Origin of the sequence: Piscinibacter gummiphilus, assembly GCF_032681285.1 — a bacterium.
In the GTDB taxonomy this organism is placed as follows: Bacteria; Pseudomonadota; Gammaproteobacteria; order Burkholderiales; family Burkholderiaceae_C; genus Rhizobacter; species Rhizobacter gummiphilus_A.
In genome coordinates this window covers 3,608,068-3,632,613 of sequence record NZ_CP136336.1, presented here as the reverse complement: position 1 = coordinate 3,632,613, position 24,546 = coordinate 3,608,068, and the positions used below count along the sequence as shown (strand labels likewise).

Annotated in this window: 18 protein-coding genes; 8 read left to right on the top strand and 10 right to left on the bottom strand. The window is 70.5% G+C overall.

All coding sequences use genetic code 11. The features are described 5' to 3' along the window. Nucleotides 1–50 precede the first annotated feature (50 nt). Together RXV79_RS16940 and RXV79_RS16935 are read right to left on the bottom strand one after the other, a co-directional pair. Nucleotides 51–1,655 (bottom strand): DUF3455 domain-containing protein, encoded by a 1,605-nt coding sequence (locus RXV79_RS16940; RefSeq protein ID WP_316699129.1) that lies wholly within the window; start codon nt 1,653–1,655, stop codon nt 51–53. A gap of 33 nt (nt 1,656–1,688) precedes the next feature. Beyond that, a complete protein-coding gene (locus tag RXV79_RS16935; RefSeq protein WP_316699127.1) occupies nt 1,689–2,534 on the bottom strand; it encodes a class I SAM-dependent methyltransferase in 846 nt (281 codons plus the stop codon). Nucleotides 2,535–2,640: 106 nt separating this feature from the next. Between RXV79_RS16935 and RXV79_RS16930 the strand changes: the two genes are divergently transcribed. From RXV79_RS16930 to RXV79_RS16920, 3 genes are read left to right on the top strand one after another with little or no spacing between them, the layout of a single operon-like run. Next, nucleotides 2,641–2,811: a hypothetical protein gene (locus RXV79_RS16930; RefSeq protein WP_316699126.1), complete on the top strand. Its 171-nt coding sequence runs from the start codon at nt 2,641–2,643 to the stop codon at nt 2,809–2,811. Between the two features lies 1 nt (nt 2,812). Continuing rightward, on the top strand, nt 2,813–4,684 hold the full coding sequence (locus RXV79_RS16925) for a BTAD domain-containing putative transcriptional regulator (RefSeq protein ID WP_316699124.1): 1,872 nt from the start codon (nt 2,813–2,815) through the stop codon (nt 4,682–4,684). Nucleotides 4,685–4,695: 11 nt separating this feature from the next. Beyond that, complete coding sequence (locus tag RXV79_RS16920; protein ID WP_316699122.1) at nt 4,696–5,550, top strand: NAD(P)-dependent oxidoreductase; 855 nt, start codon at nt 4,696–4,698, stop codon at nt 5,548–5,550. Nucleotides 5,551–5,571: 21 nt separating this feature from the next. On the opposite strand, the gene RXV79_RS16915 is transcribed toward RXV79_RS16920, so the two are convergent. Together RXV79_RS16915 and RXV79_RS16910 are read right to left on the bottom strand one after the other, a co-directional pair. Then, a complete protein-coding gene (locus RXV79_RS16915) occupies nt 5,572–5,817 on the bottom strand; it encodes a DUF3297 family protein (RefSeq protein WP_296717189.1) in 246 nt (81 codons plus the stop codon). 42 nt (nt 5,818–5,859) lie between these two features. After that, entirely contained in the window at nt 5,860–6,654 is a 795-nt protein-coding gene (locus tag RXV79_RS16910) for a DUF1161 domain-containing protein (RefSeq protein WP_316699118.1), read from the bottom strand. A 170-nt stretch (nt 6,655–6,824) separates the two neighbouring features. On the opposite strand from RXV79_RS16910, the gene RXV79_RS16905 reads away from it, so the two are divergent. From RXV79_RS16905 to RXV79_RS16885, 5 genes are all read left to right on the top strand, one after another. Next, the gene (locus RXV79_RS16905) at nt 6,825–8,483 is read left to right on the top strand and encodes a ShlB/FhaC/HecB family hemolysin secretion/activation protein (RefSeq protein WP_316699117.1); all 1,659 of its coding nucleotides are present in this window, start codon (nt 6,825–6,827) and stop codon (nt 8,481–8,483) included. Between the two features lie 11 nt (nt 8,484–8,494). Continuing rightward, nucleotides 8,495–13,801 (top strand): two-partner secretion domain-containing protein, encoded by a 5,307-nt coding sequence (locus tag RXV79_RS16900; protein WP_316699116.1) that lies wholly within the window; start codon nt 8,495–8,497, stop codon nt 13,799–13,801. Between the two features lie 8 nt (nt 13,802–13,809). Further along, a complete protein-coding gene (locus tag RXV79_RS16895) occupies nt 13,810–16,890 on the top strand; it encodes a caspase family protein (RefSeq protein WP_316699115.1) in 3,081 nt (1,026 codons plus the stop codon). An 84-nt stretch (nt 16,891–16,974) separates the two neighbouring features. Beyond that, nucleotides 16,975–17,892, top strand: coding sequence for an extracellular catalytic domain type 1 short-chain-length polyhydroxyalkanoate depolymerase (locus tag RXV79_RS16890; RefSeq protein ID WP_316699114.1), 918 nt, complete (start codon nt 16,975–16,977; stop codon nt 17,890–17,892). Next, complete coding sequence (locus RXV79_RS16885) at nt 17,889–18,698, top strand: alpha/beta hydrolase (protein WP_316699113.1); 810 nt, start codon at nt 17,889–17,891, stop codon at nt 18,696–18,698. Before RXV79_RS16890 ends, RXV79_RS16885 begins: the two co-directional genes overlap by 4 nt. Here the strand turns inward: RXV79_RS16885 and RXV79_RS16880 are convergent. The 6 genes from RXV79_RS16880 to RXV79_RS16855 all read right to left on the bottom strand — a co-directional run bounded on the left by RXV79_RS16880 (nt 18,673) and on the right by RXV79_RS16855 (nt 24,534). Beyond that, the gene (locus RXV79_RS16880; protein ID WP_316699112.1) at nt 18,673–19,479 is read right to left on the bottom strand and encodes a methyltransferase domain-containing protein; all 807 of its coding nucleotides are present in this window, start codon (nt 19,477–19,479) and stop codon (nt 18,673–18,675) included. The genes RXV79_RS16885 and RXV79_RS16880 overlap by 26 nt on opposite strands. 63 nt (nt 19,480–19,542) lie before the next feature. Beyond that, on the bottom strand, nt 19,543–20,358 hold the full coding sequence (locus tag RXV79_RS16875; RefSeq protein WP_413816619.1) for an AraC family transcriptional regulator: 816 nt from the start codon (nt 20,356–20,358) through the stop codon (nt 19,543–19,545). 12 nt (nt 20,359–20,370) lie between these two features. Further along, a complete protein-coding gene (gene ccmI / locus RXV79_RS16870) occupies nt 20,371–21,609 on the bottom strand; it encodes a c-type cytochrome biogenesis protein CcmI (RefSeq protein ID WP_316699111.1) in 1,239 nt (412 codons plus the stop codon). Continuing rightward, nucleotides 21,609–22,067 carry a cytochrome c-type biogenesis protein gene (locus tag RXV79_RS16865; RefSeq protein WP_316699110.1) on the bottom strand — a complete coding sequence of 153 codons (459 nt, stop codon included), beginning with the start codon at nt 22,065–22,067 and terminating at the stop codon, nt 21,609–21,611. Before RXV79_RS16865 ends, ccmI begins: the two co-directional genes overlap by 1 nt. Continuing rightward, the gene (locus RXV79_RS16860) at nt 22,064–22,591 is read right to left on the bottom strand and encodes a DsbE family thiol:disulfide interchange protein (protein ID WP_316699108.1); all 528 of its coding nucleotides are present in this window, start codon (nt 22,589–22,591) and stop codon (nt 22,064–22,066) included. Before RXV79_RS16860 ends, RXV79_RS16865 begins: the two co-directional genes overlap by 4 nt. Continuing rightward, the gene (locus RXV79_RS16855; protein ID WP_316699107.1) at nt 22,588–24,534 is read right to left on the bottom strand and encodes a heme lyase CcmF/NrfE family subunit; all 1,947 of its coding nucleotides are present in this window, start codon (nt 24,532–24,534) and stop codon (nt 22,588–22,590) included. The genes RXV79_RS16860 and RXV79_RS16855 overlap by 4 nt, the downstream gene beginning before the upstream one ends. Nucleotides 24,535–24,546 lie beyond the last annotated feature (12 nt).

The window sequence follows — 24,546 nt, the reverse complement described above, 5'->3', positions numbered from 1 at the left end:
AGTCGTCTTGAAACGTCAAGACGACTGGCCAGCGCCTGGCGGCGCGGAGCTCAGGACGCGTACAGCAGGTAGTCCGCCGTGTAGGGCACCTTGTCCACCTTGCCGATGGCGCTCTTGTCGCAACGCTGCGCCGGCGCGGTGCCGCCGACCGTGTTGACGCGCTGGATGCTCGTCACCGACGCATAGCGACCGGAGCTGCCGACCGAGCGGGCCGACAGCAGCAGCCACGGGATGGCGCCAGCCTGCGGTGCGTCGGCGCGGGCTTCGACCTTGCCGACGATCTTGCTGCCGTCCGCAGCCTCCCAGTGCGGGCCGGCGTAATGCGTGCCGCTCGGCTTGCCTTCGGCATCGAAAAGATCGGCCTGGGGCGCGACGAACACCCACTGCGCGCCGTTCGAGGCGGCCTTGTCGGCGCGGCATTCGTAGACCTGCACGCCTTTGGCTGCCACACGCTCGACCAGCTTGGCGTCACCCGCCGGCGCCAGCGCGAACTGCGCGACCGCCTGCGCGCCGATCTGCCGGCCCATCACCAGGCCCACGTCGGTCGCGGTGCGGAAGTGGATGCCACCCCAGATGCGCGACACCGCCACTTCACGGGTGAAGTCGTCGAGGGACTTCCACTTGCGCGTGGCGCCGCCCAGGGTGGGGCTCGAGGTGCTGAGCACCGGCAGCCCGGCCGTGCCGGCCTCGGCTTGCAGGATGCTGGCCATTGCGCCGGCCAGGATCGAGTGCGTGCTCGGGTACTCCGGGTGCATCGGCGCATCGATCAGCGAGGACCAGCCGGCTTCCAACGGGGTGCCGTCGTGGCCGTCGAGGTCGCCGTTGCGGATGGCGGTGACCGGGCGCCAGAAGTTGTAGTGGTACTTGGCGTCCAGTCCGGCGATCAGCCCGTCGTCCATCGCCTGCGCGGCGGTGGCGAAGAGGCGCGCGTTCTGCGCGACGCTGCGGTTCGGCTGGGTGGCCACCGAGCGCAGCACGGCGTGGTAGATCGGCGGCAGCGAGTAGTCCCAGAAGCGGGCGATGTCGGTCTGCTCGGCGCTGCGCTTGGTGCTGACCTTGCTGCCGACGAGGCGCACTTCCTCGTAGTCGCGAGCCCATTGCGCACTGCTCAGTGCCGGCGGCGGCCCGGGGCGGAACTGCGCCGGGCCGGCCATGTTCCAGGGCTTGCGCTGCACCCACTGCGGCGCGGCCACGGCGGGGGTCGGCACGTAGGTGCCGGCGGCGGTGTGCGGGCGGTAGCGCTCGGGCGTGCCGGCGCCGTCGTCCAGGCGGCGTGCGAGCACCGCGCCCGCGGCCTTTTCGCCGGCGGCGATGCCGGCCGCCTTGGCGGGGCCGTCGGCGATCTTGGCCAACGCCGCCTGGTAGGCGGTGGTGACGGCGGCTTCTTGCGACGGCAGCAGCTTGGCGAGCGTCACGCGGTTGGCCGCGGCCACGGCGGCGTCGACGCTGGTGTCCGCGCGGCTTCCCGCGGCGATGACGGCATCGTTCACGGCGGTCTGCACGATGGCGATCACGCGGTTGGCCGGGGGTGTGCCGAGCTTGGCGGCGACGATGGTGTCGCCGGCCACGATGTTCCAGTCGGTGATGACGTCGGCGTGGGCCGCGCTGCCAATGGCCACGAGGCAGGCGCCGGCGATGAGGTGACGAGGTTTCATGGTTGTTCTCTCAGGGGTGAAAGGGTGGGGTGTTCAGGCGCGGGTGATGACGACCTGCAGGTATTCGCTCGGCACGACGAGCGTCCCGTCGTCGGCGCGGTTGAAGCGGGCCATCAGCGAGAGCAGGTCGTCGGCGAGCGCGGCCTGCCGCGTCACGTCGAGCGCGGCAAACGCCTTGTGCACCGGGCCGTACCAGCTCTTGAAGACGTCCAGGAAGTGCTCGGGCGAGCGGTAGCGGAACATGAACTGGCGCGACTCGGCGCGGATCTGGCCGTGCGCCTCGAAGAGCTCGGCCAGATGCGGGCGCGAACCCCACAGCGCAGGCGACTTCACGCCGGCCGGCGGTGCCACGTGCTTGCCGAGCGCCTTGAACATCTCGCCGATGAAGCTCTCGGGCGTCCAGTTGGCCATGCCGATCTTCCCGCCGGGGCGGCACACGCGCAGCATCTCGCTCGCCGTGCGCACATGGTTGGGCGCGAACATGCAGCCAAAGGTCGAGACGACCACGTCGAAGCTCGCGTCGTCGAAGGGCAGGGCCTCGACGTCGGCTTCTCGGAAGTCGATCTCCTGGAAGCCTTCGGCGATGGCACGGGCGCGGCCGCGCTCCAGCAGCGAGGGCACGTAGTCGGTCGAGGTCACCTCGGCCCAGCGGCGCGCGGCGGCGAGCGTGGCGTTGCCGTTGCCGGCGGCCACGTCGAGCACACGCTGGCCCGAGCGCAGGTCGAGCGCCTCGCACAGCGACTCGCCCACAATCTGCAGGGTGGTGCCGACGACGGCATAGTCGCCGGACGACCAGGCCGCCTGCTGGCGGGTCTTGATGGCCGCAAAGTCGGGGGTGCTGGCGTCGGTGGCAGCGCTCGCGGTGGAAAATGCATTCATGACATGAGCTCCAAAGGTTTGTGTTGACAGGCTCGGCTACCGGGTTCTGGCCTCGGTGTGACCGTGCACAGGACTGTCGAAGCGGTGCGTTGAAACCAGCGTGGAAATGAGCGTGGGAACTGGCGTGGAAACAAGCGAGGCCATCACGGGAACCGGTGGTTTGCGGCTGCAGCTGCTGGGCCCGCTCGTGCTCAGCCGTGCGGGCAGCCTGGTGGTGCTGCCCTCGTCGCGCAAGGTGCGCGCGCTGCTGGCCCTACCTGGCGCTGGCCGGCCATGACGTGTCGCGCCACCACCTGTGCGAGCTGCTCTGGGACCTGCCCAACGATCCACGCGGAGAACTCCGCTGGTGCCTGAGCAAGCTGCGCGGCGTGCTCGATGAGGAAGGCCAGACGCGGGTCTTGGCAGAAGGCGAGAGCCTGCGGCTCGACCTCACAGGCGTAGATGTCGACGCGACTCGGCTCGCCCATGCGCTGCAGGGCGGCGTGGCCACGCTCGGCGCCGAAGCGCTGCGCGCCTGGGCGCTCGAGTTTCGGGGCGACTTCCTCGAAGGTCTCGACATCCCCCGCAGCGCCGCCTACACGGCGTGGCTCACGGCGCAGCGGCGCCGCTTCCGTGCGGCGCACGCCGCGGTGCTGGAGCAGCTGGCCATGTCGCTGCCGCCTGCGGCCGACGAGGCGGTGCCCACCTTCGAAGCGTGGCTGCGGCTCGCGCCCTTCGACGGCCGGGCACACGAGGGCCTCTTGAACGCGCTGGCCGCCAGCGGCCGGCTGCGCGAGGGCGACGAACACCTCGCGGTGGTGGCGCGCCAGTACGAAGCCGAAGGGCAGGACTGGGGCGCGATCGGCCACGCCTGGCGTGCCGCGAAGCAGCGCCACAGTCGCCCGGCGTTGGTCGTCGCCGTCGAGGTCATCAAGTCCGAGCCCGAGCCCTCGCTCCCGCCGGCGCGTGCGCGCCGCGCCTCGCTGGCCGTCATGCCCTTCAGCGACCGCTCGCGCGGCGTGAGCGCCCGTGGCGGGCTGGGCGACGGACTGGCGCACGACATCATCACGCGGCTGTCGAAGCTGCGCAGCATGTTCGTCATCGCGCAAGGCACGGTGTTCGCGCTCGACGAGCGGCGCATCGGCGCCGAAGACGCGGCGCGCCGGCTCGATGTCGACTACGTGGCTGGCGGCGCGTTGCGCGTGGAGCCGGGCGGGCGCTTGACCGTCTCGGTGCAACTGAGCGAGACGCGCACCGCCCGTGTGCTGTGGGCCGACACCTTCCAGGGCCGCCTCGGCGACACCTTCGGCGTGCTCGACGAGATCGGCGACCGCATCGTGGCCTCGCTGTCGGGCCAGATCGAGGTGGCCGAGCGAAACCGCGCCATCCTCAAGTCACCCAACTCGCTCGACGCCTGGGAGGCGCACCACCGCGGCCTCTGGCACATGATGCGGTTCAACCGCGAAGACAACGAGCAGGCGCGCCATTTCTTCCAGACCGCGGTGCAGCTCGACCCGAGCTTCGCGCGGCCCTACGCCGGCCTGTCGTTCACCCATTTCCAGGATGCCTTTCTCGGCTGGTCCGACCGCCCGCAGGCCGAGGAGCAGGCCTACCGCATCGCGTCGCAAGGCCTGATGGCAGACGACCTCGACCCCGCTGCACGCTGGGCGCTCGGCCGGGCGCACTGGCTGCGCGGTCGGCTCGACGAGTCGATCGCCGAGCTCGACATCTGCGTCGACCTGAGCCCGAACTTCGCGCACGGCCACTACACCCGCGCCTTCGTGCATTCGCAGTCGGGGGACGCGCAGCTCGCCATCGAGGCCACCGACCATGCGCGCGACCTGAGCCCCTTCGACCCGCTGCTCTTCGCCATGCTGGGCACCCGCGCGCTCGCCTTGCTGCGGCTGGGCCGCTATGACGAGGCGGCCGATTGGGCGATGAAGGCCGCGGCACGCCCCAACGCGCACGTGCACATCATGAGCATCGCCAAGCACTGCCTGGCCATGGCCGGTCGCCGCGAGCAGGCGCTCGAGATGGCCGCCGCCATCCAGCGTGTGCAGCCGGGCTATCGGCTCGACGACTTTCTCTCGGCCTTCCACTACGGCTCTGATGCCGACGCCCTCATGCGGCAGGCCGACCACCGCATGGCCGGCTGGTCACACTCCCACTGAAGGAACACCTCATGAAGATCGCTTTTTTCGGGACGGGGCTGATGGGCGCCGGCTTCATCGACCGACTGCAGGCCAACGGCCACCAGGTGCAGATCTGGAACCGCAGTGCCGCCAAGGCGCGCGCGCTCGAGCGCGCCGGCATCAAGGCCTTCGACGAGGCCGCTGCTGCGCTCGAGGGTGCCAGCCGCATCCACCTCTCGCTGGCCGACGATGCCTCGGTCGACGCGGTGCTGGAGCCGCTCGCCGGGCGCATCGCGAAGCACACCTGGATCGTCGACCACACCACCACCGCCCCCACGCCCACCGCCGAGCGCGCGGCGCGCTGGAAGGGCCGCGGCATCACCTTCGTGCATGCGCCGGTGTTCATGGCACCGTCCAACGCGCACGAAGGCACCGGCCTCATGCTGGTCTCGGGCGACAAGGCCCATCACGACACGCTGCTGCCCGACCTGCAGAAGATGACCGGCAACGTGATGTACCTCGGCGAGGCGCCCGAGCGGGCCGCCGCGTTCAAGCTCTTCGGCAACCTCACGCTGATCGGCATCATGGGCGTGCTCGGCGACGTGAACCGGCTGGCCGCCGCCTGCGGCATCTCGACCAGCGAAGCGTTCTCGCTCTTCAAGAACTTCAACCCGGGCGCGATGCTGCCGGCGCGTGCGGCGCGCATCGAGTCGGGTGATGTGACGAAGCCCTCGTTCGAGGTGACGATGGCGCGCAAGGACGTGCGCCTGATGCTCGAAGAAGCCGAGCGGGGCGGCTTCCCGCTCTTCGTGATGCCGGGTGTGGCCGCGATGTACGACGCGGCCATTGCGCGCGGCGAAGGCGCGCTCGATTCGGCCGCGGCGGCGAGGGTGCCGCCGCGCTGACGCCTGGTCAGCGGTGAGTCATCAGCGGTAATAGGCCTCGACCGTGCCCTTGAGCTTGATCATCAGGGGCTGGCCCTTGCGGTCGAGCGTCTTGCCGGCTGGCACCTTCACCCAGCCTTCGCTGATGCAGTACTCCTCGACGTCGTGGCGCTCCTTGCCGTTGAGGCGGATGCCGATCGGGTGCTCGAACACCGCGGCCACGTGATGCGGGCTTCGCGGGTCGCATGACAGGTGGTCGGGCAGGGTGGGCTTGGTCTCGTCGCTCATCGCTTGTGAAATCTGGATGCAAGGGCGGCGATTGTCTTCGACTCACAGGCGCGGGCCGCGCGGCAGGCCGGCCTCGTCGTAGGCCATGCGGTGCGAGACCCAGGCCCACAGCCAGGCGACCAGCGGCAGCGCCAGCAGCAGCCACAACCATGTGCCGTAGGCGCTGAAGAAGCCGGGCTCGCCGTCGTCGGCAGCGGGCGTGGAAGTGGGTGGCAGGGGCACGGCGGCTGGCTCCGCAGGCCGCGGTGTCGGCGCCGCGCGGGTCACGAGGGGTGCGGTCGGCGTCTCGGCGACGCTCGGCTTGGCCGGCGTCACTGCGGATGCCGGGGCCGATGCCACCGGCGCGGGGCGCACGACTGGAGCGGGCACGAAGGCGGGCGCAGGCGCCGGCTTGGGTGTGGGTGCGGCCACCGCGGGGGCTGGCTTGGCGACGGAAGCCGCAGGTGCCGACGCGACGGGTGGCGGCACGGGCTTGGGCGGCGCGACCGGCTCGGGTTTGGGCTTCGGCGCTTCTTTCGGTTGCACGGCCACGGGCGCAGGCGCCGACGCGGCGGAAGGCGCCGTGGCGGTGGCGCCGTCGGCCACGAGCGGCGGGCCACCGAAGCGCCGGTAGATCACCTTGCGTGCACCGCCTTCGCAGGTGCCGATCACCTTGCCGCCCGAAGGCACCGGCGTCCTTGCCGGCACATCGTCCATCGCGTAGCCCTTGATCTCGGGCGGGATGCGCGAGGCCAGCGTCTGCTTCAGCAGCTCGCACGAATTGGATTGAGCCTGGGCGGCGGAGGCCAGCAGCATCGTGATGGTGCAAAGCAGCAGGCCGTTGCGGAACGAAGACATGGAGGGACGAAGAGCAGGCAGGTGATGCGGCGGCAACGCTACACCATCCGCGCCGCTGCTGCACCGCGGCAACACCCGAAAGGTATGACCGAAGTCACCTGTCCTTCGAATGCGGGATGTCGGTGCGAGGCGCCTCGCGGAACATCGCGGCGCAACTCTGGGGGTTCGCCTTGGGTCAACAACGTTGGGTGTCGCTGCCGTGCATGCTGGCAGCGCTGTGGGCCGCCTCCGGCGGCGCGTGGGCGCAGGCAGGCGCCGTGCAACCGGGCCGCGTGGAGCGAGACACACGCCAACCACCCGAGCCGGTGCGGCGCGACAGCGTGCGCATCGACACGCCGCGCTTCGCCGAGCAGGTGCCGGCGGGTGCGCAGGATGTGCGCTTCCTCCTCGGCGAAGTGCAGCTCAACGGCAACACCGCGCTCTCGACGCAATCGCTCTCACCGGCGTGGGCGCCGCTCGTGGGCAAGCCCATCACGCTGGCCGATGCCTTCGGCATCGCCGCCGCCATCTCGGCGCGCTACCGCGCGGCGGGCTACATCCTCTCGCAGGCCATCATCCCGCCGCAGGACATCCGCACCCTCGGCGTGGCCGTGCTGCGCATCCAGGTCGTCGAAGGCTTCATCGGTCAGGTCAACGTGACCGGCCTGCCGCCCGAGAAGCTCGCGCCCTACCTCGAGCGGGTGAAGAGCGACCGACCCCTGCAACTCGCCACGCTGGAACGCAGCCTGCTGCTCATCGGCGAGCTGCCGGGCGTGTCGTCGCAGGCCAACCTCAAGGCCAGTGCCACGCCGAACGCGTCGGACCTGGAACTCGTGGCCAGCCAGAAGCGCAGCGAGTTCTCGTTCTCGGCGCACAACCGCAGCGCGCCTTCGCAAGGCCGCCTGCGGCTCGAAGCCTCGGGCGAAGTGCGGGGCCTGGTGGGTGACTTCGATCGCCACCAGCTGCGCTGGGTGGGCTCGGGCGACGACCGGCTCAACATGCTCGCGTATGCCACCGACATGCCGCTGGGCCGCAACGGCCTCAAGTTCAACCTGAGTCTCTCGGCCTCGCGCTCCCAGCCCGACACCGACGTCGCGCTGAGCAACATCGACACCCGCAGCGACAACCTCTCGCTCGGCCTGAGCCAGGCCTTGCTGCGCAGCCGCCAGGCCAACCTCTCGGCGCGCGCCACGCTGGCCGGTTACGACAACAGCTCCGAGGTGGCCGGCACCATCGCGAGCGAAGACCACATCCGCGCACTGCGGCTCGGCCTGACCGGCGATGTGGCCGACGGCTGGGGCGGCATCTCGCTGCTCGACGCGGAGTGGTCCAAGGGCCTGTCGAGCCTCGGGGCCGACAAGCAAAGCGAGCTGCCCGTCGGCTCGGCCAACCCGCAGTTCAGCAAGTGGACCGTCTACGCGGCGCGCTTGCAGAGCATCACCGGCAACTGGTCGGCCCTGCTCGCCGGCACCGCGCAGGGCTCGAGCGACAAGCTGCCCACCGCCGAACAACTGGGCCTGGGAGGCGAGACCTTTCTGCGCGCCTTCGACCCATCGGAGGTCATCGGCGAGAAGGGCTCTGCGGCCAAGCTCGAGCTGCGCTACGACCTCGGCGGCACACGGGTCGCGTCGACGGTCTACGTCTATGCCGAGAGCGGCAAGGTACAGCGCCGGCAGGTCGATGGCTCCTACCTCTCCACCTCGCTGTCGTCGACCGGCCTGGGCGTGCGCCTGAGCGGCCCCGCGCGCACCCGGGGCTACCTGGAAGTGGGCAAGCCCGGCCGCAAGGACGTCGCCAGCGAAGGCAACCGCAAGGCCCGCGTCTTCGCCGGCCTGGGCATCGATTTCTGAGGGACCAGGACATGAAGCAACACGCAACCACGCCATTCCGCCTGCGCAGCTTGTCGCGCGAGATGTCGCTGATCTTCGGCGCGAGCACGCTGCTGGCGATGCCGCTCGCCCAGGCGGCGCCGCAGGGGGGCTCGGTGACGGCCGGGCAGGCGTCGATCCAGCAGAACGGCGCGCTCACCACCGTCACGCAGGGTTCTCAGCGCGCGGCCATCGACTGGCGCAGTTTCAACGTCGGCGCCAACGAGACCGTCAACTTCGTGCAGCCCAACGCCAGCGCGGCCATCCTGAACCGCGTGGTGGGCAACGACCCGTCGGCCATCTTCGGGCGCATCACGGCCAACGGGCAGGTGCTGCTCATCAACCCCAACGGCATCCTCTTCGGCCGCACGGCGCAGGTCGACGTGGGCGCCCTCACGGCGACCACCTCCAACCTCAGCAACGCCGACTTCATGGCCGGCCGCCTCCAGTTCAACGAGCCGGGCAAGCCGGGCGCGACGGTCGAGAACCAGGGCCGCATCACCGTCGCCGAGGGCGGCTTCGCGGCGTTCGTGGGGCGCCAGGTGGCCAACAGCGGCGTGATCACCGCGCGCCTGGGCAAGGTGGCGCTGGCCGGTGGTGATGCCTTCGTGCTCGACCTCTATGGCGACAAGCTCGTCAACCTCGTGGTCGACCCGGCCGCGATGACGGCGCTGACCGATGCGAGCGGCCAGCCGCTCGCGGCCCGCGTCGACCACAGCGGCGATATCGTGGCCGATGGCGGGCGCGTGCAGCTGAGCGTGGCCACCGTGAAGCGGCTGGTCGACAACCTCATCAACCTGAGCGGCACGGTGCGCGCCACCTCGTTCACCAGCGCGCCCGGGTTGATCTCGCTGCATGGCGATGCCAACACCCGCGTGAACGTGAGCGGCACGCTCGACACCTCGGGCGAGCGTGGGGGGCGCGTCGACGTCACGGGTCGCGAGGTCCACCTGCATTCGGGTGCGTCGCTCGCCGCGACCGGCGGGCAGGGCAGCATCGCCGTGGGCGGCGACTGGCAAGGCCGCGGTGCGCTGGCCCATGCCGACACGGTGAACGTGGCACAAGGCGCGACGCTCGATGCCAGCGGCGGCACACACGGCGACGGCGGCACCGTGGTGCTGTGGTCCGACAAGAACACACAGTTCGCCGGCCGCATCGACGCGAACGGCGGCAGCACGGCCGGCAATGCCGGCCAGGTCGAGGTCTCTTCCAAAGGCACGCTCGGCTTCCAGGGCGACGTCGGCGTCTTCGCGACGAATGGCCAACAAGGCTCGCTGTTGCTCGACCCGCTCAACCTCACCATCGCGGCGACAAGCTCTGGCGACTCGCAGGTCTCGGCCGACCAACTGCGTTACTTCCTCACCCGCGGCACCAACGTCACCCTCTCGGCCGACCAGAACGTGACCGTCGATGCCGAGGTCAACGGGCTCGTGAGCGGCGGTGGCGGCACGGCGGGCGGCGGGCTCACGCTGACGGCGGGCAACAACCTCGCCGTCAACCAGAGCATCGTGCTCAACAACGGCACGCTGAACCTCACCGCGACCAACGGCACGCTGAGCCAGGCCAATGGCACGGTGCTCTACACCGGCAGCGGCGCGGCCAACCTCCGCGGCGGTGCGGGGGTGGATCTCGGGCAGGTGCTCAGTGGCGGGGCGGTCGACATCCGCAGCGCCGGTGGGGCGGTGACGGTGCGCAATGCGCTCGTGTCGGCGACCGCCAATGGGGCAGCGGCGCCCGTGTCGAGCTTGGTCGTCGGCGCTGCGGGTAGCGTGAGCCTGAGCGGTGCGCTGGTGCAGGGGAACGCCCAGGTCACCAGCACGAACGGCGCGGTGAGCCTCGCCAATGCGGTGCTTCAGAGCAACGCCGGCAACGTGCTGGTGACGGCGGGCACGACCGTGAGCAGCGCTGCGAACAACGTCGGCATCGTGAGCGGCGGCGTGGCCACGGTCACGGCAGGCGGCGCGATCGATCTCGGGGTGCTGGCGAGCAGCGGCACGGCGTCGCTCAGCTCCACCAGCGCCGGCGTGACGGTGCGCCAGGCGATCGCTGGAGTGGGGGGCACGGCCACCCAGGGCCTGGACATCCACGCCGCCGGGCCGGTGTCGCTGGCGGGTGCCCGTGCGGGCAGCGGAGGCATCTCGGTGCTCACCACGAGCGGCGATATCACCTCCCAAGGCGCCAGCGCGGCGCAAGGGGGCCTGGTGAGCAGTGGGGGCGTCCAGCTCGTGGCGACGACCGGCCACGCGGGCACCACCGCTGCGCCCTTGCGCGTGCAGGCTGGGGGCGACGTCGGCATCGACGGTGGGGCCGGTGTCACGGCGGCGACCGTGCTCGGCGCCGGTGACATCAACCTGTCGTCGGGCGCGGGGCATGTGACCGTGAGCCAGGCCATCGCGGCGTTGGCCGGCAGCGCCGACGCATCGACCGTGACGCGGCCAACGAGCGTCTTCGTGACGGCACGCGACGCAGTGGACGTGTCAGGCGCTGTGTCCGGCGCCGGTGGCGTGTCGATCACCAGCCGCGAAGGTGCGGTGACGGTTCGCAACTCCATCTTCAGTGACGGGGCCGTGGCGGTCTCCGCGATGGGTGCCTTGTCGATCCAGGACGGGGCGGGCATTGCGACCACGCAGGCCGGTGCGGCCGGATCGGTATCGCTTCTGTCCTTCAACGGGCCGGTGACGCTCGGAACCGGGGGCATCCGTGCGGCAGGCACGGGCTCCGACATTTCACTCACCGGCGCCACCGTCACGGTCAACGGCGACATCCAGACGCGCAGCGGGACGATCACGCTGGAGGCAGGCACCGGCGGCGTGCAGGTGCTGTCGAGTGGCACCAGCAACGATGCTGCGCTCAACGCCACGCTGGATGCCGGCAACGATGCAGCACTGTCGCGCATCGTCATCCACTCGGACGGCAGCGTGGATGTTGGGGAAATGATTGCCTACAACAGCATCTACATCCACACCAACGCAGGCGACGTCACCCTGCGACGCGGCCTGGGTGGCAATGCGAGCGGCGTCTTCGCCGGCAGCCCGGTGCTGCTGAACACGGGTTACGTGGACCTCGCCCGTGGGTACCTGTCGCAGTACCGGCCCAACGTCGGCAGCCTCTACATCGCCACGCCGGGCTCGGTCGAACTCAACGGCCTCAACCTCGACGGCAACGCCAACGCCACCGACACGACCCCCGGCCTGTCCATCACGGCGGGCCGCCGCATCGTCAGCAACAACGAGATCGCGGTGAACAAGGGCGACATCGTGCTCACCTCCACCGGCACAGGTGCGACCGACGGGGTCTACCTCGGCAGCAGCGTCTACTCGCGCGGCTACGACAGCGTGGGCACCGACGGCGTGCGCGGCGGCAGCGACGACCTGAAGATCGGCTACGGCATCCGCATCGGTGGCCGCGTGCTGGGCCTCTTCGACAACACGCTCGAAATGGCGCAGCTGCCGGTCAACAACTTCATCGTGTCGTGGTACGAGGCTGGCCCCGGCAACCCGCCGCCGCTGCACCAGGTGCGCACCGATGCACAGGGCTTCGTGGTCGACACCGCCGGCGTGCGGGTGCGCAACCCCGACGGCAGCTACCAGATGGTGGGCGTGCTCTCCACGCTCGCGAGCCTCAATGCCTCCGACCTGGCCGTGCACAACGTCACCCTGGCGGGCGTGGTGGCCTCCGGCCCGAACCAGGGCATCGCCATCGACAGCGTGCGCGGTGAGCCTGCCGCGACAGACGGCCTGGGCAACCTGAGGGTCGTCACCCAGGAGATCGCCAAGATCGAGATCGCCAACAACGTGGCGAACTACCAGGACCCGGCCAATGTGGGCACACTCGTTGCACCCACCACCGGCACGGCGGCCAGCCGCGAGATCGCCATCACCACGCCCACCATCGCCGGCGTGGCCAATCACACCGCGCAGACGCCGATGCGCCTCGCCGAGACGCCGGTGCTGACCACGCTCACCCAGACGCCCATCGTCTCGGCGCCCACGCAGTCGGGCGTCGTGGCTGCCACCCACGGCATCGGCCTCAAGCTGCTGAGCTTCCGCGAGAGCGGCGATGCGAGCAGCCAGGTCTGGAACACCAGCATCCGCATGGCCGACAGTGCCAACTTCAGCAGCTACTTCTTCCGTGTGGATGGGGCGAGCCTGAACCAGCTGGTCATTCCCGACCTCACCTCGACGGTGCCGGTCGAAGGCGTGTTTTCGGTCACCGTGCCGGCGCTGGCGGTCCGCACCTACCGCGACTCGGGCAACCAGCTCGTCACCGAAGTCGTGCAACTGCCGAATGGCGCGGGCACCGCCACGCACACCTTCCGCATCGAAACCAGCGGCAGCAGCGAGCTGGCCCGGCTGGAGCAGGTGACGCTGGCCAACGTCAACCTGTCGTCGCTGTCGAACAGCGCGCCCAGCGGGGCCACGCAGGTGAGCGCGTGGTCGGCCAGCGGCTGGCGCGACCTCGGCACCACGGCGATCGTGCGCCTGTCCAGCCCAGCGCTCAGCCGTCCAGGCACGGCCGATGGCGTGGCCTTGTCGGGGGGCGTCCTCACCTCAACCGGCAGCACCACGGGCGCACTGCAAAGCAGTGCCACCATCGCGCCGAACTACGAGCTGCTGGTGCCCCGCTTCCTGCAGCCCACGCCCTTCGGCGCGCTGCAGCCGCTGAACCCGCTCAGCGAGCCGCGCACCTTCCAGGTCACCAACGTGCTGGCCGATGCGGTGTCGACGGCGAGTTCGACCACACGCGTGGGCACGCGAGTGTTCGTGTATGACGGCGTGATCGACACCTCCAACGGCACCCGCACCTTCGACTCCAACACCGGCGTGGCCATCCCCGGCCTTGGCGGCATTCCGGGCTTCAACAACAGCACCGTCGGCTTCGCCGGTGTCGGCGCCGGCTTCGGCGCGGTGGGCAACGGCACGGCCGGCAGCACCGGCGTGGGCAGCACGAGCGGGCAGGGCGTGACCGGCGCCACCATCCCCGGCGGGCTCAGCGGCACCGGCACTGCGCCTCCGCTGCCGGTGGTGGAAGACCGCAGCACGCAGGACGTGGCCAACGGCGGCGCCAACTCGCCCGAGGCGACCGGCCAACCTGGCAGCACCGAACTCGCCTTCAGCGTGAGGCCGGCAGCCGAGGCCGACCTGGGGCGCGGCCAGTCAGTGCCCGGTTCGGCGGTCAACGTGTTCAAGCGGCTCTACCGTCTGGCGACCTCGTCATCGCCGGGCGTGTGTGCTCCTGGCGTGGTGCAGCAGGCGCCCTCGCCCGAAGGCGGCACCGGGCGGGACTGCCCGGCGAAGTGAAGCCTGCCGTGACGTTGGCGCTCAAGGCGTGGCTGGGCCTCGCCGCGGCGCTGGCCGCTCTCCTCGCACCCGCGGCCGCGCGTGCGGCGGCACCGAGCAGCACGCCGCAATTGCGGCTGGTGCAGGAGATGCACAACGCGCCGCTCGGCCAGATCCGCAGCGATGCGGCGCACACACGGCTCTTCACCGTCTCGCTCGACAAGACCTTGCGCATCTGGCGCATGGCCGACCTGCAGCTGCTGCGCAGCGTGCCGCTGCCCGCCGAGCCCGGCATGGAAGGCACGCCCTATGGCCTCGCGGTGGCCCGTGACGGGCAGCGTGCCTACGTGGGTGGCATCACCGGCTGGGCATGGGGCAAGGCGTCGCATGTCTACGTGGTCGACGCCGACCGTGGGCGCATCACCGGCAAGCTCGGCCGCTTCGACAACGACGTGGTGGTCTCGCTCGACCTGTCGCCCGACGGCAAGCGCCTCGCAGTGGGCCTGGCGCGCGGTGGCCTGCAGGTGATCGATGCCGAGACCGGCGCATCGCTTGGCGGTGATGCGGCCTATGGCGCGCCCGTCACCTTCGTGCACCACGCGGCCGATGGGCGCATCGCCACCACCTCCGAAGACGGCTGCGTGCGTGTCTACCAAGCGCCCAGCGGGCGCGACCTGGCGCTCGCCTTCCGCGCGCAATACCCGCCGGTGGCCGCCGGGCAGCCGCAATGCACCGGCTCCGAGCTCGGTGGCATCCGCTTCTCGCCCGATGGCAAGTGGCTGGCCTTCGGTGTGCGCTACAAGGCCGACGGCGGCCGCCAGCAGCCCGAGGTCACGGTGATGGACGCCGCGACGCTCACGGTGCGGCGCACCTTGAAGCCCGACGCCGCCGACCAGCAGTCGCTGTGCTGCATCGCCTGGTCGCCCGACAGTGGCACGCTGTACGTCAACGGCAACGTCGAAGGCGACGGGCCGACGCCCATCTACCGGGTGCGCGACGTGAGGTCGGGCGTGCTCGAGCGCTGGAACGTCGGGCGCCAGCAGATCACCAACATGCTGCCGCTGCCTCAGGGCGAGATCGTGTTCGCGACGACCGTGCCCTCGCTCACCCGAGTGGGGGCCGATGGCCAGATCGTGGTCGACCGCGACGGCCAGCCCCGGCAGCGCCTGCCGCACAACATCGACTTCCATGCCCAGCGCAGCGACCCGAACGCGCTGCGCCTGTCGGCCGACGGGCAGTCGCTGGTGCTGTCGCGCGGCGATGCATCGCGCCTGCGGGTGAACCTGGCCGCGCAGAACCAGCAGGCCGTGCTCACCACCGAGGGGCTCGACGATGCGGCGCTGCAGCCCGCGCGGCGCAGCGGCGCGGTGACGGTCGACACGGCCACTGGCTTCTACGCCTACCGCGAGCCGACGACCGTCAACGGCAAGCCGGTGGCACTCGACCGCGAAGAGGGCGTGCGCAGCTGGGCCGTGCATGCGAGCCTGCCGATCGCCGCCTTCGGCACGCAGTGGCGCCTGCGGCTGGTCGACGCGCAGGGGCGGCCGCTCAAGGGCTGGGAGAACCCGCCATACCTCGGCGCCCCGGCGTACCACACGCTCCTCACCGCCGATGGCAAGAAAGTGGTCGTGGCGCTGGGCGACGGCACGCTGCGCTGGTTTGCGGTCGACAGCGGCCGCGAGTTGCTCGGCCTCTTCGTGCACAACAACGGCAGCGACTGGGTGGCCTGGCGGCCCGACGGCTACTACGCATCGTCGCCGCAAGGGGACCAGTACGTCGGCTGGCTCGTCAACCGGGGCGACGACCGCAGCCCCGACTTCCACCGCGCCGTGCAGTTCGAGCGCCGCCTCTACCGCCCCGACCTCGTGCGCGCGGCGCTGCGGCCGGCCACGCTCTCGGCCGTCGCCAGCGCCGAGCAGCTTGCCGAGACGCTGCGGCAGATGGCCGCGCCGCGCGTGAGCATCGAGTCGATCAGCACGGGCGCCGAGCCGGGAACGGTGGCGGTGCGGCTGAGCGCCGAGTCCACCGGCCAGCCGATCCAGGAGCTCGGCGTGTATGTCGACGGCGTGCCGGTGCTGCGGCCGGCCGAGCGCCGGGTGGCGAGTGGCGATGCGCAGCGCCTGACGCGCACCGTGACCACGCGGCTGAACGGTGCGGGCTCGGTCATCCGCGTCGAGGCCGAGACCGAGCGTTCGCTCGGCCTCGACGAATCGGCGCCGCTCGCGGCACCGGCCGCGGCCCGTGCCAGGCCGGGCCGGCTGTGGCTGGTGCTGACCGGCGTCTCGCGCTTCGACAGCGTGCTCGCCTGCGAGGCCCGTGGCGATTGCAAGGTGCGCGTGACCCAGCTGCCCAACACCACGCGCGATGCGCGCGAGCTGGCGGCCGTGCTCACGCGCCACACCGGCAAGCTTTTCAGTGGCGTGAGCACCGTGCTGCTGGCCGAAGACGCGCCCGACCAGCCGACCAAGGCCAACCTCGTCTCGCGTCTCAAGGAACTGGAGCAGGTAAGCCCCGACGACACCGTGCTCGTGTTCGTGGCCTCGCACGGCTTCACGCCCGACCCGGCCTCCGGCGAGTATTACTTCCTCACCAAGGACTCGTCGCAGCAAGACCTGCTCGCCGTGACGAGCGCCAAGCCCGGCCAGCCGCTGGACGTGCGCGCCGCCGCCAGCCTGATGAGCGGCACCGAGCTGCACGCGCTGCTCAAGCGTGTGCCCGGCAAGCGCATCCTGGTGCTCGACACCTGTCACTCGGGCAGCGCCGATGGGCGCAACGACCCGTATGCCTTGGCCAAGCGCAGTGCGGCGGCGCAGATCGCGGTGCTCTCGGCATCGCAAGGCGACCAGCTCTCATACGAGGTGCCCCCCGATCCATCGGGCAACACACCTCAGCATGGCGCCTTCACCTATGCGCTGATGGAAGCGCTGTCGGGCCGCGCTGCGGCAGCGCCGAGCGGGGCGGTGACGCTGCAGAGCGCCTTCCGCTACGTCGGCCCGCGGGTCAACGACCTGCTCAAGCGTGTGCCGCGCGCACCCTCGCAGCGCGCGCTGCAGACCCCGACCCTGAGCGCGAACCCGGCACTCGCCGGCACGGCACTCGCAGTGCCCTGAGATGCAGTAAGGTCGCTCCCTGAATTCACAACGGGAGCCTTCGCGTGCGTCATCTCAGGGGCATCTGTGCTGGGTAAGTGGGCGATGCGGCTTGTGCTACTGCTGTCGTTGGCCTGGGCGTGGCTGGGGCCCTCGCACGCTGCCGAAGGCACGATCAGCGGCCCCGGCGACCACTCGTTCTCCATCGAACACGGCGGCAAGACGAGGCTGTACCGCGTGCACGTGCCGCCGGGCTTCTCGGCCGACAAGCCGATGCCGGTGGTGTTTGCGCTGCATGGCGGCGGCGGCAGCATGGACATCCAGGCCGACGACCGCTTCTACGGGCAGATCGCCAAAGCCGATGCCGCGGGCTACGTGGTGGTGTTCCCCAATGGCTACAGCCGTTTCCGCGGCGGCAGGCTGGCCACCTGGAATGCCGGCAACTGCTGCGGCCTCGCCCGCGATGAAAACGCCGACGACGTGGGCTTCATCCGCGAGATCGTCGGGCGCCTGAGTGCGCAGCCGGGCATCGACCCGAAGCGCTTCTATGCGAGCGGCATGTCCAACGGCGCCATGATGAGTTATCGCCTCGCCTGCGAGATGCCAGAAACCTTCCGCGCCATCGCCGCGGTGGCCGGTACCGACAACACGCGCAACTGTCAGCCGGCCTCGCCCGTGTCGGTGCTGCACATCCATGCGCGCGACGACGAGCTGGAGTTGTTCGATGGCGGCGCCGGGCGCAAGTCGCGTGCAGTGACCTCTTTCGTGTCCGTGCCCGAGTCGATCTCGAAGTGGGTGCAGCTGAACGGCTGTCAGCGCACGCCCGAGCGTGTGTTCGAGGCGCCGGGTGCCTACTGCGAGGCCTACACGGGCTGCCGCGGGCAGGGCACCGAGGTCAAGCTCTGCGTCACCGAGACGGGCGGGCATTCATGGCCAGGTGGGGCCAAGCCGCGTGGGCGGGGCCGGGGCTCGGCCGCGATCTCGGCCACCGACCTCATCTGGGACTTCTTCCGAGCACGATGACACTTCGCACGCTCCTCATCGCCGTCGCCGCTGCACTCACGCTCGGTCTCGTGGGCTGCGAGACGGTGCGGCCGTCGGTGGTGCCGCTGCGCACGCTCGAGCAGCCTGCGCCCTGCGGCCCGGCCGATACGCTGATCGTGATGCTGCCCGGCTCGTATTCCTTGCCCGAGGAGTTCCAGCGCGAAGGCTTTGTGCGTACCTTGCGCGCTCGGCAGGTGGCGGCCGATGTGGTGCTCGTCGACGCACACCTCGGCTACTACCGCGACCGGACCATCATCGAGCGCCTCCACGCCGACGTGGTGCAGCCTGCGAAGGCGCGCGGTGTGCGCCATGTGTGGCTGGTCGGCATCTCGCTCGGGGCGGTGGGCGCGATGCTCTACGCCGACGAGCACCCGCAGGCGCTCGACGGAGTGGTGTTGCTGGCGCCCTTCCTCGGCACGCGTCTCACCGCGCTCGACATCGAAAACGCCGGCGGGCTCGCGCACTGGCCTGCGCCGCCGCCCCGACCCGACGAGGAGGTGGACGTGCGGCTGTGGCGTTGGTTGAAGAAGCAGACGGCCGCGGGTGCGCCGACGCTGCGCATCGTGCAGGGGTATGGCGTCGACGACCGTTTCGCCTACAACAACCGGCTCTTCAGCCAGTCGCTGCCAGCGGCCCAGGTCTTCACCGCGCCGGGCGGGCATGACTGGCCGGCATGGAACGATCTCTGGCATCGCATGGCGCAGACGCTGCCGCTGCGGCGAAGCCCGGCCTGCCACGTGGCCGAGGCATCGGACCCCGTCACGACGCCTGCGCCACCGCCTTGAAGAAGGTGTAGCAGAACACCCCGTCAGCCTCGGCGGTGCGATGCAGGGCCTGCACCCCGGCGTCGAAGTCGGCGGGAGACGACAGCCCCGCCGCGATGGCCTCGTCGCGCACGCCTTCGATCATGGCGGTGAAGGTCTTGCGCGTGAAACCGTCGACCCAGCCGGGGCGGCTGGCGTCGGCATAGACGAAGCGCGGTGACACCTGCACGCGCTGCGCACCGGCCGCTTGCAGCAAGGGGTGGAGCGTGCGGCCGATGAGCGCGTTACCGCCGGCTCGTGCCTGCAGCCGCACCTGGCAGTCGATCGCATGGCGTGCGGCCGGGTGCTCGGGGTGGAACATCACGGAGCCGTGATCGCCTTCGATGGCGGTCAGCGTGCCACCGGGTTTGAGCAGGCGAAGCAGGCTGCGCAGCGTGCCGCTGGGGTCGGCCAGGTGTTCGAGCACGAAGCACACGAACACGTGATCGAACGAGCCGGCGGCGAAGGGCAGGGTGCGCAGGTCGGCCTGCTGGAACTCGACGTTGTGCAGCCCGGCTTCGGCGGCGCGCCGGCTCGCCATGGCCAGCGACGCGGCCGAGATGTCGACGCAGGTGAAGCGGGCGCTCGGGCTTCGAGCGGCGAGTTCCAGCGTCTGCGCGCCGGTGCCGCAGCCGGCTTCGAGCACGGTGCAACCCTCGGGATAGTGGGTGTCGTGGTGCAGCAGGTCCGACAGCGTGCGGGCCTGGTCGTGCAGGCGCTCGTGTTCGCGGTCGGCGTAGCCGTGCACGTAAGCGTGGGTCATCTGAAGCGGCAAGAGGTGGCGAGGGCCGCAGTCTCGGCCGCCGCCCCGCCGCGGTCTTGAACGCTATTGCAGCGAGGCGTGTTGCCAGGCGCCGGGCGTGAAGCCGAACTGCTGCACGAAGCTGCGCGTCATGTGGCTCTGGTCGGCGAAGCCGCAGGCGGCTGCGGCCTCGGCCAGCCCCTGGCCCGCCGAGATGAGCGCCCGCGCGCGCAGCACCCGCTGCTGGCGCAGCCAGGCGTGGGGCGGCATGCCGTAGGCGTCGGCGAAATGGCGCAGCACCTGGAAGCGGCTCAGGCCGGCGAGGGTGGCCAGCTCGGCGAGCGTGGGGGTGTGGGTCAGGTCGTCGGCCAGTTGATCGCGCACCTGGTGCAGCGCCGGCGAGGCCGCTGGGCGGCTGGCAGCGAGGCCCGCATGACGCGCCAGCAGCTGCCCGCAGACGGAGGCCCAGGCCTCGTCGAGGGCCAGCGCTTCCGCGTCTTGCGCCAGGGCGAAAAGACGGCGCAGGGCCTGACGCAAGGGTGGGTCGTCGAACACCGGCCGCGTGAGGGCGAGGGCGGTGCTGGCGTTGTCGCCCGGCGACAGCGTGCTCGCCTGCAGCGCGGCAGCGTCCATGTAGACCATGCGCCAGCGACGTGCCGGCGCGCCGTGCGGGCGGCCGTCGTGCACTTCGCCGGGGTTGGTGCTGATGAGGTCACCCGCGTAGGCCTGCACGGCGCCGCGGCCGCTGGCCGAGTGGTGGGCGCCGTCGTCGATCAGGCCGACGCCGTAGGTGTCATGCCAGTGGCGCGGGAAGTGGCGCGCGCTGTCGATGTGGGTGAAGTGCACGCCGGGCCATGGAGCCGCCATCACTTCGCAGCGATGGCGTTCGGCTGCCCCCATCAGCGTGGCGCCTTACGGCCGCACCTGGTCGATCACGACTTCGACCTTGTCGGCGCCCGGCTTGACCGTGGCGCTCGCGCCGATGAGGTCACCCGATTGCGGCGTGGCGTTGCCGCTGCGCGAGACACGGGCTTCGATGCGCACTTCGCTCGCCCCGGAGATCTTGGCCTCGGGGCTCATCGCCATGCTGTCGTCGAGCTTGAAGCTGAAGGGCAGGGCCGACACCTGGATGCGTTGCACCGCCAGCGGCAGGCGCGAGCCTTGCGGGTTGCGCGCGAAGATGAAGACGGTGTCGCCCGGCTGCACCTTGGCGGCCAATGCAGGCGCGAGGCTCACACGGCCGCTCACGCTCGCGCCGGCTGCGGTGGTCTTCGGGCTCGGGGTCGCCGTGGCGGCGGCCGTGGCCGCAGGCGCCTTGGCGGTGCCGCCGACGCCGGCCAGCTGCTCGCGTGTCTTCGCGATGGCATCGTTGAGCCAGCGCGCGTCTTCGGAATCGGGCGGCACGACGCGCAGGATCTGCTGCCAGCGGGTGATCGCCTGCGCATAGTCGCTGCGGTTGTAGGCCGCGGTGGCCGCGAGAGAAAGCGCCATCGGGTTCTCGGGCTCGAGCTTGAGCGCCTGGTCGATGAGCGCCATCGGCTTGCCTTCGAGGTTGCCCATCGCGCGCGACGCCAGCACGTCGGCGTACTCGGCCAGCAGCGTGGCGTTTTCCTGCAGGGCGGGCCCGATGCGTTCGAACGCCGCTTCGGCTTCGGGCAGGCGGCCCATGGCGCGGTAGCTGCGCGCGAGCACGACGAAGCCGCGCGGGTCGGGGTTCTTCTCCATGCGGGCGGCCAGGTCGGCCACCATCTTCTCGACGTTCTGCTGCGTGGGGGCGGCGCGTGCCAGCGGGTCGAGCGCGGCGGGCGTGCCGAGCCACGTGTAGAGCCCGGCTGCAGCCAGTGGCAGCGTCAAGGCGAGCACCAGCACGGTGTGCTTCATGCCGCCGGTGGTGACGGCGGGCGTGTCGGTGGCCGACACGTCGTCGAGCAGGCGGCGTTGCAGCTCGGCGCGGGCTTGCGCGTGGTCTTCCGCGCTCAGCGTGCCGGCCGCGAGGTCGCGGTCGAGTTCGGCCAGCTGGTCGCGGTAGATGCCGGCGTTGACGTCGCTCGTGCTGCCCGCGGCAGCCTTGGGCTTGCGGTTCCACGGGCGCAGCAGCACCACCAGGGTGACCGCGACCAGCAGGGCCGCGGCCAGGACGAATCCGCCCATCAGGAGTCTCCCTTGATCAGAGCGTCCGCTCTTCGTTGTTCTTCAGGTGTGAGGTTTGCCTCGGCGGGCTTGCGGCGGCGCAGGAAGGCGATGAGGGCGATCACGCCGCCCGCCATCAGCACGAAGGGCCCGCCCCACAGCAGCCAGGTGGTCGGCTTGACGGGCGGGCGATAGAGCACGAAATCGCCGTAGCGGTTGACCAGGAAGTCACGGATCTCCTGGTCGCTCTTTCCGGCCTTGATCATCGTGCGGATCTCGCGCTTGAGGTCGAGCGCCAGGTCGGCGCGCGAGCCGGCGAGCGATTCGTTCTGGCAGACCAGGCAGCGCAGCTCTTCGCTGATGTGCACGAGGCGGGCTTCGACGGCCGGGTCTTCGGCGAGCGGGGCGGCATCCTTGGCGGGCGCAGCGGTGGCCGCGAGCGCGACCGACAGCGCCAGGAAGAAGTGCTTTGCGCTCATTTCTGCAACTCCGCGATCAGCGGCAGGATCTTCTTGTCGAGCACCTCGGGCGTCACCGGGCCGATCTGCTTGAAGCGGATCACGCCGGCCTTGTCGATCACGTAGGTCTCGGGTACGCCATAGACGCCGTAGTCGATGCCCACGCGGCCATCGGCGTCGACGGCGGACAGGTCGTAGGGGTCGCCGTGGCGGGCCAGCCAGTTGAGCGCTTCGGGGCGCTGGTCTTTGTAGTCCAGGCCCACGATGGGCGCGATCTTGCGCTTGGCGAGGTCGACCAGCACCGGGTGCTCGACGCGGCACGACACGCACCACGAGGCCCACACGTTGAGCAGCCACACCTTGCCGGTCATGTCTTTCGGGCTGAAGCTGCCTTCCTTCTGGAGCTGGGGCAGGTTGAAGGCCGGCGCGGGCTTGCCCACGAGCGGCGACGGCACTTCGCGCGGGTCGCGGTTGAGGCCGATGGCGAGGAACACCGCCAGCACGATGAAGAGCGCCAGCGGGATCAGCAGGTAGCGCTTCTTCATGCGGGGGCTCCGTGCACGGCGACGGCACTCTTTTGCTTCAGGCGGTAGCGCCGGTCGGCCGCGGCGATGCCGCCGCCGAGCGCCATCAGCAGGCAGCCGCTCCAGATCCACATCACGAAGGGCTTGTAGTAGACCCGCACGCTCCACACGCGGCCTTCGGTGTCGAGCGCCTCACCCAGCGAGACGTAGAGGTCGCGGGTGAAGCCGGTGTCGATGGCGGTCTCGGTCATGGGCATCTGCGAGGAGAAGTAGTTGCGCTTCTCGGGGTGCAGGTGGCGCAGTTCCACCTTGTCTTTCAAGAGGGCCACGTCGCCGCGTGCGGCGGTGTAGTTCGGGCCTTCGACCTGGCGCACGCCATCGAGGCGGAAGGTATAGCCACCCATCTCGACGGTGTCGCCCACCGCCATGCGCACGTCCTTCTCGACCTCGTAGCCCTTGACCATCGTCACGCCGACCACGAACACCGCCATGCCGATGTGTGCGATGTGCATGCCCCAATACGAGCGCGGCGGCCAGCCCGAGCGCAGGCGCTCGCGGATCTGGAAGGCGCTGCTGGCGACGATCCACACGGCGAGCAGCAGGCCGAGCGCGACCAGAGGGCTCCAGTGGTCGCCGACCAGGAAGGGCAGGCCGACGCCCGCCACCACGGCGATCACGGCGGCCAGGCGCAGGCGCCGTGCCATGTCACGCGCATCGGCATGCTTCCAGCGGGCGAGCGGCCCGACCGCCAGCAGGAAGAGCAGCGGCAGCATGATCGGCACGAAGACCGAGTTGAAGTAGGGCGGGCCGACCGAGAGCTTGCCCATGCCGAGGGCGTCGATCAGCAGCGGGTAGAGCGTGCCCAGCAGCACCGAGCCGCAGGCCACGGCCAGCAGCACGTTGTTGACGAGCAGCAGCGTCTCGCGCGAGAAGAGGGCGAAGGCGCCGCCCATGCTCACCTTGGCCGCGCGCCACGCAAAGAGCGTGAGCGAGCCGCCGATCACGACCACCAGGAAGGCGAGGATGAAGATGCCGCGCTTGGGGTCGGTCGCGAAGGCGTGCACCGAAGTCAGCACGCCCGAGCGCACGAGGAAGGTGCCCAGCAGCGAGAGCGAGAAGGCGGCGATGGCCAGCAGCACCGTCCAGTTCTTGAAGCTGCCGCGCTTTTCGGTCACCGCCAGCGAGTGGATCAGCGCGGTGCCGATCAGCCAGGGCATGAAGGAGGCGTTTTCCACCGGGTCCCAAAACCACCAGCCGCCCCAGCCCAGCTCGTAATAGGCCCAGTAGGAGCCGAGCGCGATGCCGAGTGTCAGGAAGACCCAGGCGACGTTGGTCCACGGGCGCGACCAGCGCGCCCAGGCGGCGTCGAGCCGGCCGGCGAGGAGCGCAGCGATGGCAAAGGCGAAGGCCACCGAAAAGCCGACGTAGCCCATGTAGAGCATGGGCGGGTGAACGACGAGGCCCGGGTCCTGCAGCAGCGGGTTCAGGTCGGCACCGTCTTGCGCGCCGGGCAGCTGGCGGTCGAACGGGTTGGAGGTGAGCAGCATGAAGAGCAGGAAGCCCACCGCCACCAGGCCCAGCACGCCCAGCACCCGCGACACCATCGCCTGCGGCAGCTGGCGCGACAGGAGACTCACCGCGCACGACCACCCGGTGAGCATCAGCAGCCACAGCAGCAGCGAGCCTTCATGGCCGCCCCAGACCGCCGCCGCGCGGTACGCGGTGGGCAGCTTGGAGTTGGAGTGCTGCGCCACGTACTGCACCGAGAAGTCGTTGGCGATGAAGGCGTGCATCAGGCAGCCGAAGGCGAAGGCCACCAGCAGGAACTGCGTCTGCGCGGCCGGGCGGGCGAGCGCCATCCAGCCGGCATGGCCCCGGTGCGCACCGAAGATCGGCAGCACACCTTGGACCAGCGCCACCAAGAGCGCAAGGATGAGGGCCAGGTGGCCGAGTTCTGGGGTCATGGGGTTGTCTCT

What these genes read in the sequence shown, in the direction of transcription:
- RXV79_RS16875 (WP_413816619.1), bottom strand. Translation starts at nt 20,358, where the DNA reads ATGGGGGCAGCCGAACGCCATCGCTGCGAAGTGATGGCGGCTCCATGG.
- RXV79_RS16920 (WP_316699122.1), top strand. Translation starts at nt 4,696, where the DNA reads ATGAAGATCGCTTTTTTCGGGACGGGGCTGATGGGCGCCGGCTTCATC.
- RXV79_RS16900 (WP_316699116.1), top strand. Translation starts at nt 8,495, where the DNA reads ATGAAGCAACACGCAACCACGCCATTCCGCCTGCGCAGCTTGTCGCGC.
- RXV79_RS16865 (WP_316699110.1), bottom strand. Translation starts at nt 22,067, where the DNA reads ATGAGCGCAAAGCACTTCTTCCTGGCGCTGTCGGTCGCGCTCGCGGCC.
- RXV79_RS16940 (WP_316699129.1), bottom strand. Translation starts at nt 1,655, where the DNA reads ATGAAACCTCGTCACCTCATCGCCGGCGCCTGCCTCGTGGCCATTGGC.
- RXV79_RS16915 (WP_296717189.1), bottom strand. Translation starts at nt 5,817, where the DNA reads ATGAGCGACGAGACCAAGCCCACCCTGCCCGACCACCTGTCATGCGAC.
- RXV79_RS16860 (WP_316699108.1), bottom strand. Translation starts at nt 22,591, where the DNA reads ATGAAGAAGCGCTACCTGCTGATCCCGCTGGCGCTCTTCATCGTGCTG.
- RXV79_RS16880 (WP_316699112.1), bottom strand. Translation starts at nt 19,479, where the DNA reads ATGACCCACGCTTACGTGCACGGCTACGCCGACCGCGAACACGAGCGC.
- RXV79_RS16935 (WP_316699127.1), bottom strand. Translation starts at nt 2,534, where the DNA reads ATGAATGCATTTTCCACCGCGAGCGCTGCCACCGACGCCAGCACCCCC.
- RXV79_RS16910 (WP_316699118.1), bottom strand. Translation starts at nt 6,654, where the DNA reads ATGTCTTCGTTCCGCAACGGCCTGCTGCTTTGCACCATCACGATGCTG.
- RXV79_RS16890 (WP_316699114.1), top strand. Translation starts at nt 16,975, where the DNA reads ATGCGGCTTGTGCTACTGCTGTCGTTGGCCTGGGCGTGGCTGGGGCCC.
- RXV79_RS16855 (WP_316699107.1), bottom strand. Translation starts at nt 24,534, where the DNA reads ATGACCCCAGAACTCGGCCACCTGGCCCTCATCCTTGCGCTCTTGGTG.
- RXV79_RS16930 (WP_316699126.1), top strand. Translation starts at nt 2,641, where the DNA reads ATGAGCGTGGGAACTGGCGTGGAAACAAGCGAGGCCATCACGGGAACC.
- ccmI (WP_316699111.1), bottom strand. Translation starts at nt 21,609, where the DNA reads ATGGGCGGATTCGTCCTGGCCGCGGCCCTGCTGGTCGCGGTCACCCTG.
- RXV79_RS16885 (WP_316699113.1), top strand. Translation starts at nt 17,889, where the DNA reads ATGACACTTCGCACGCTCCTCATCGCCGTCGCCGCTGCACTCACGCTC.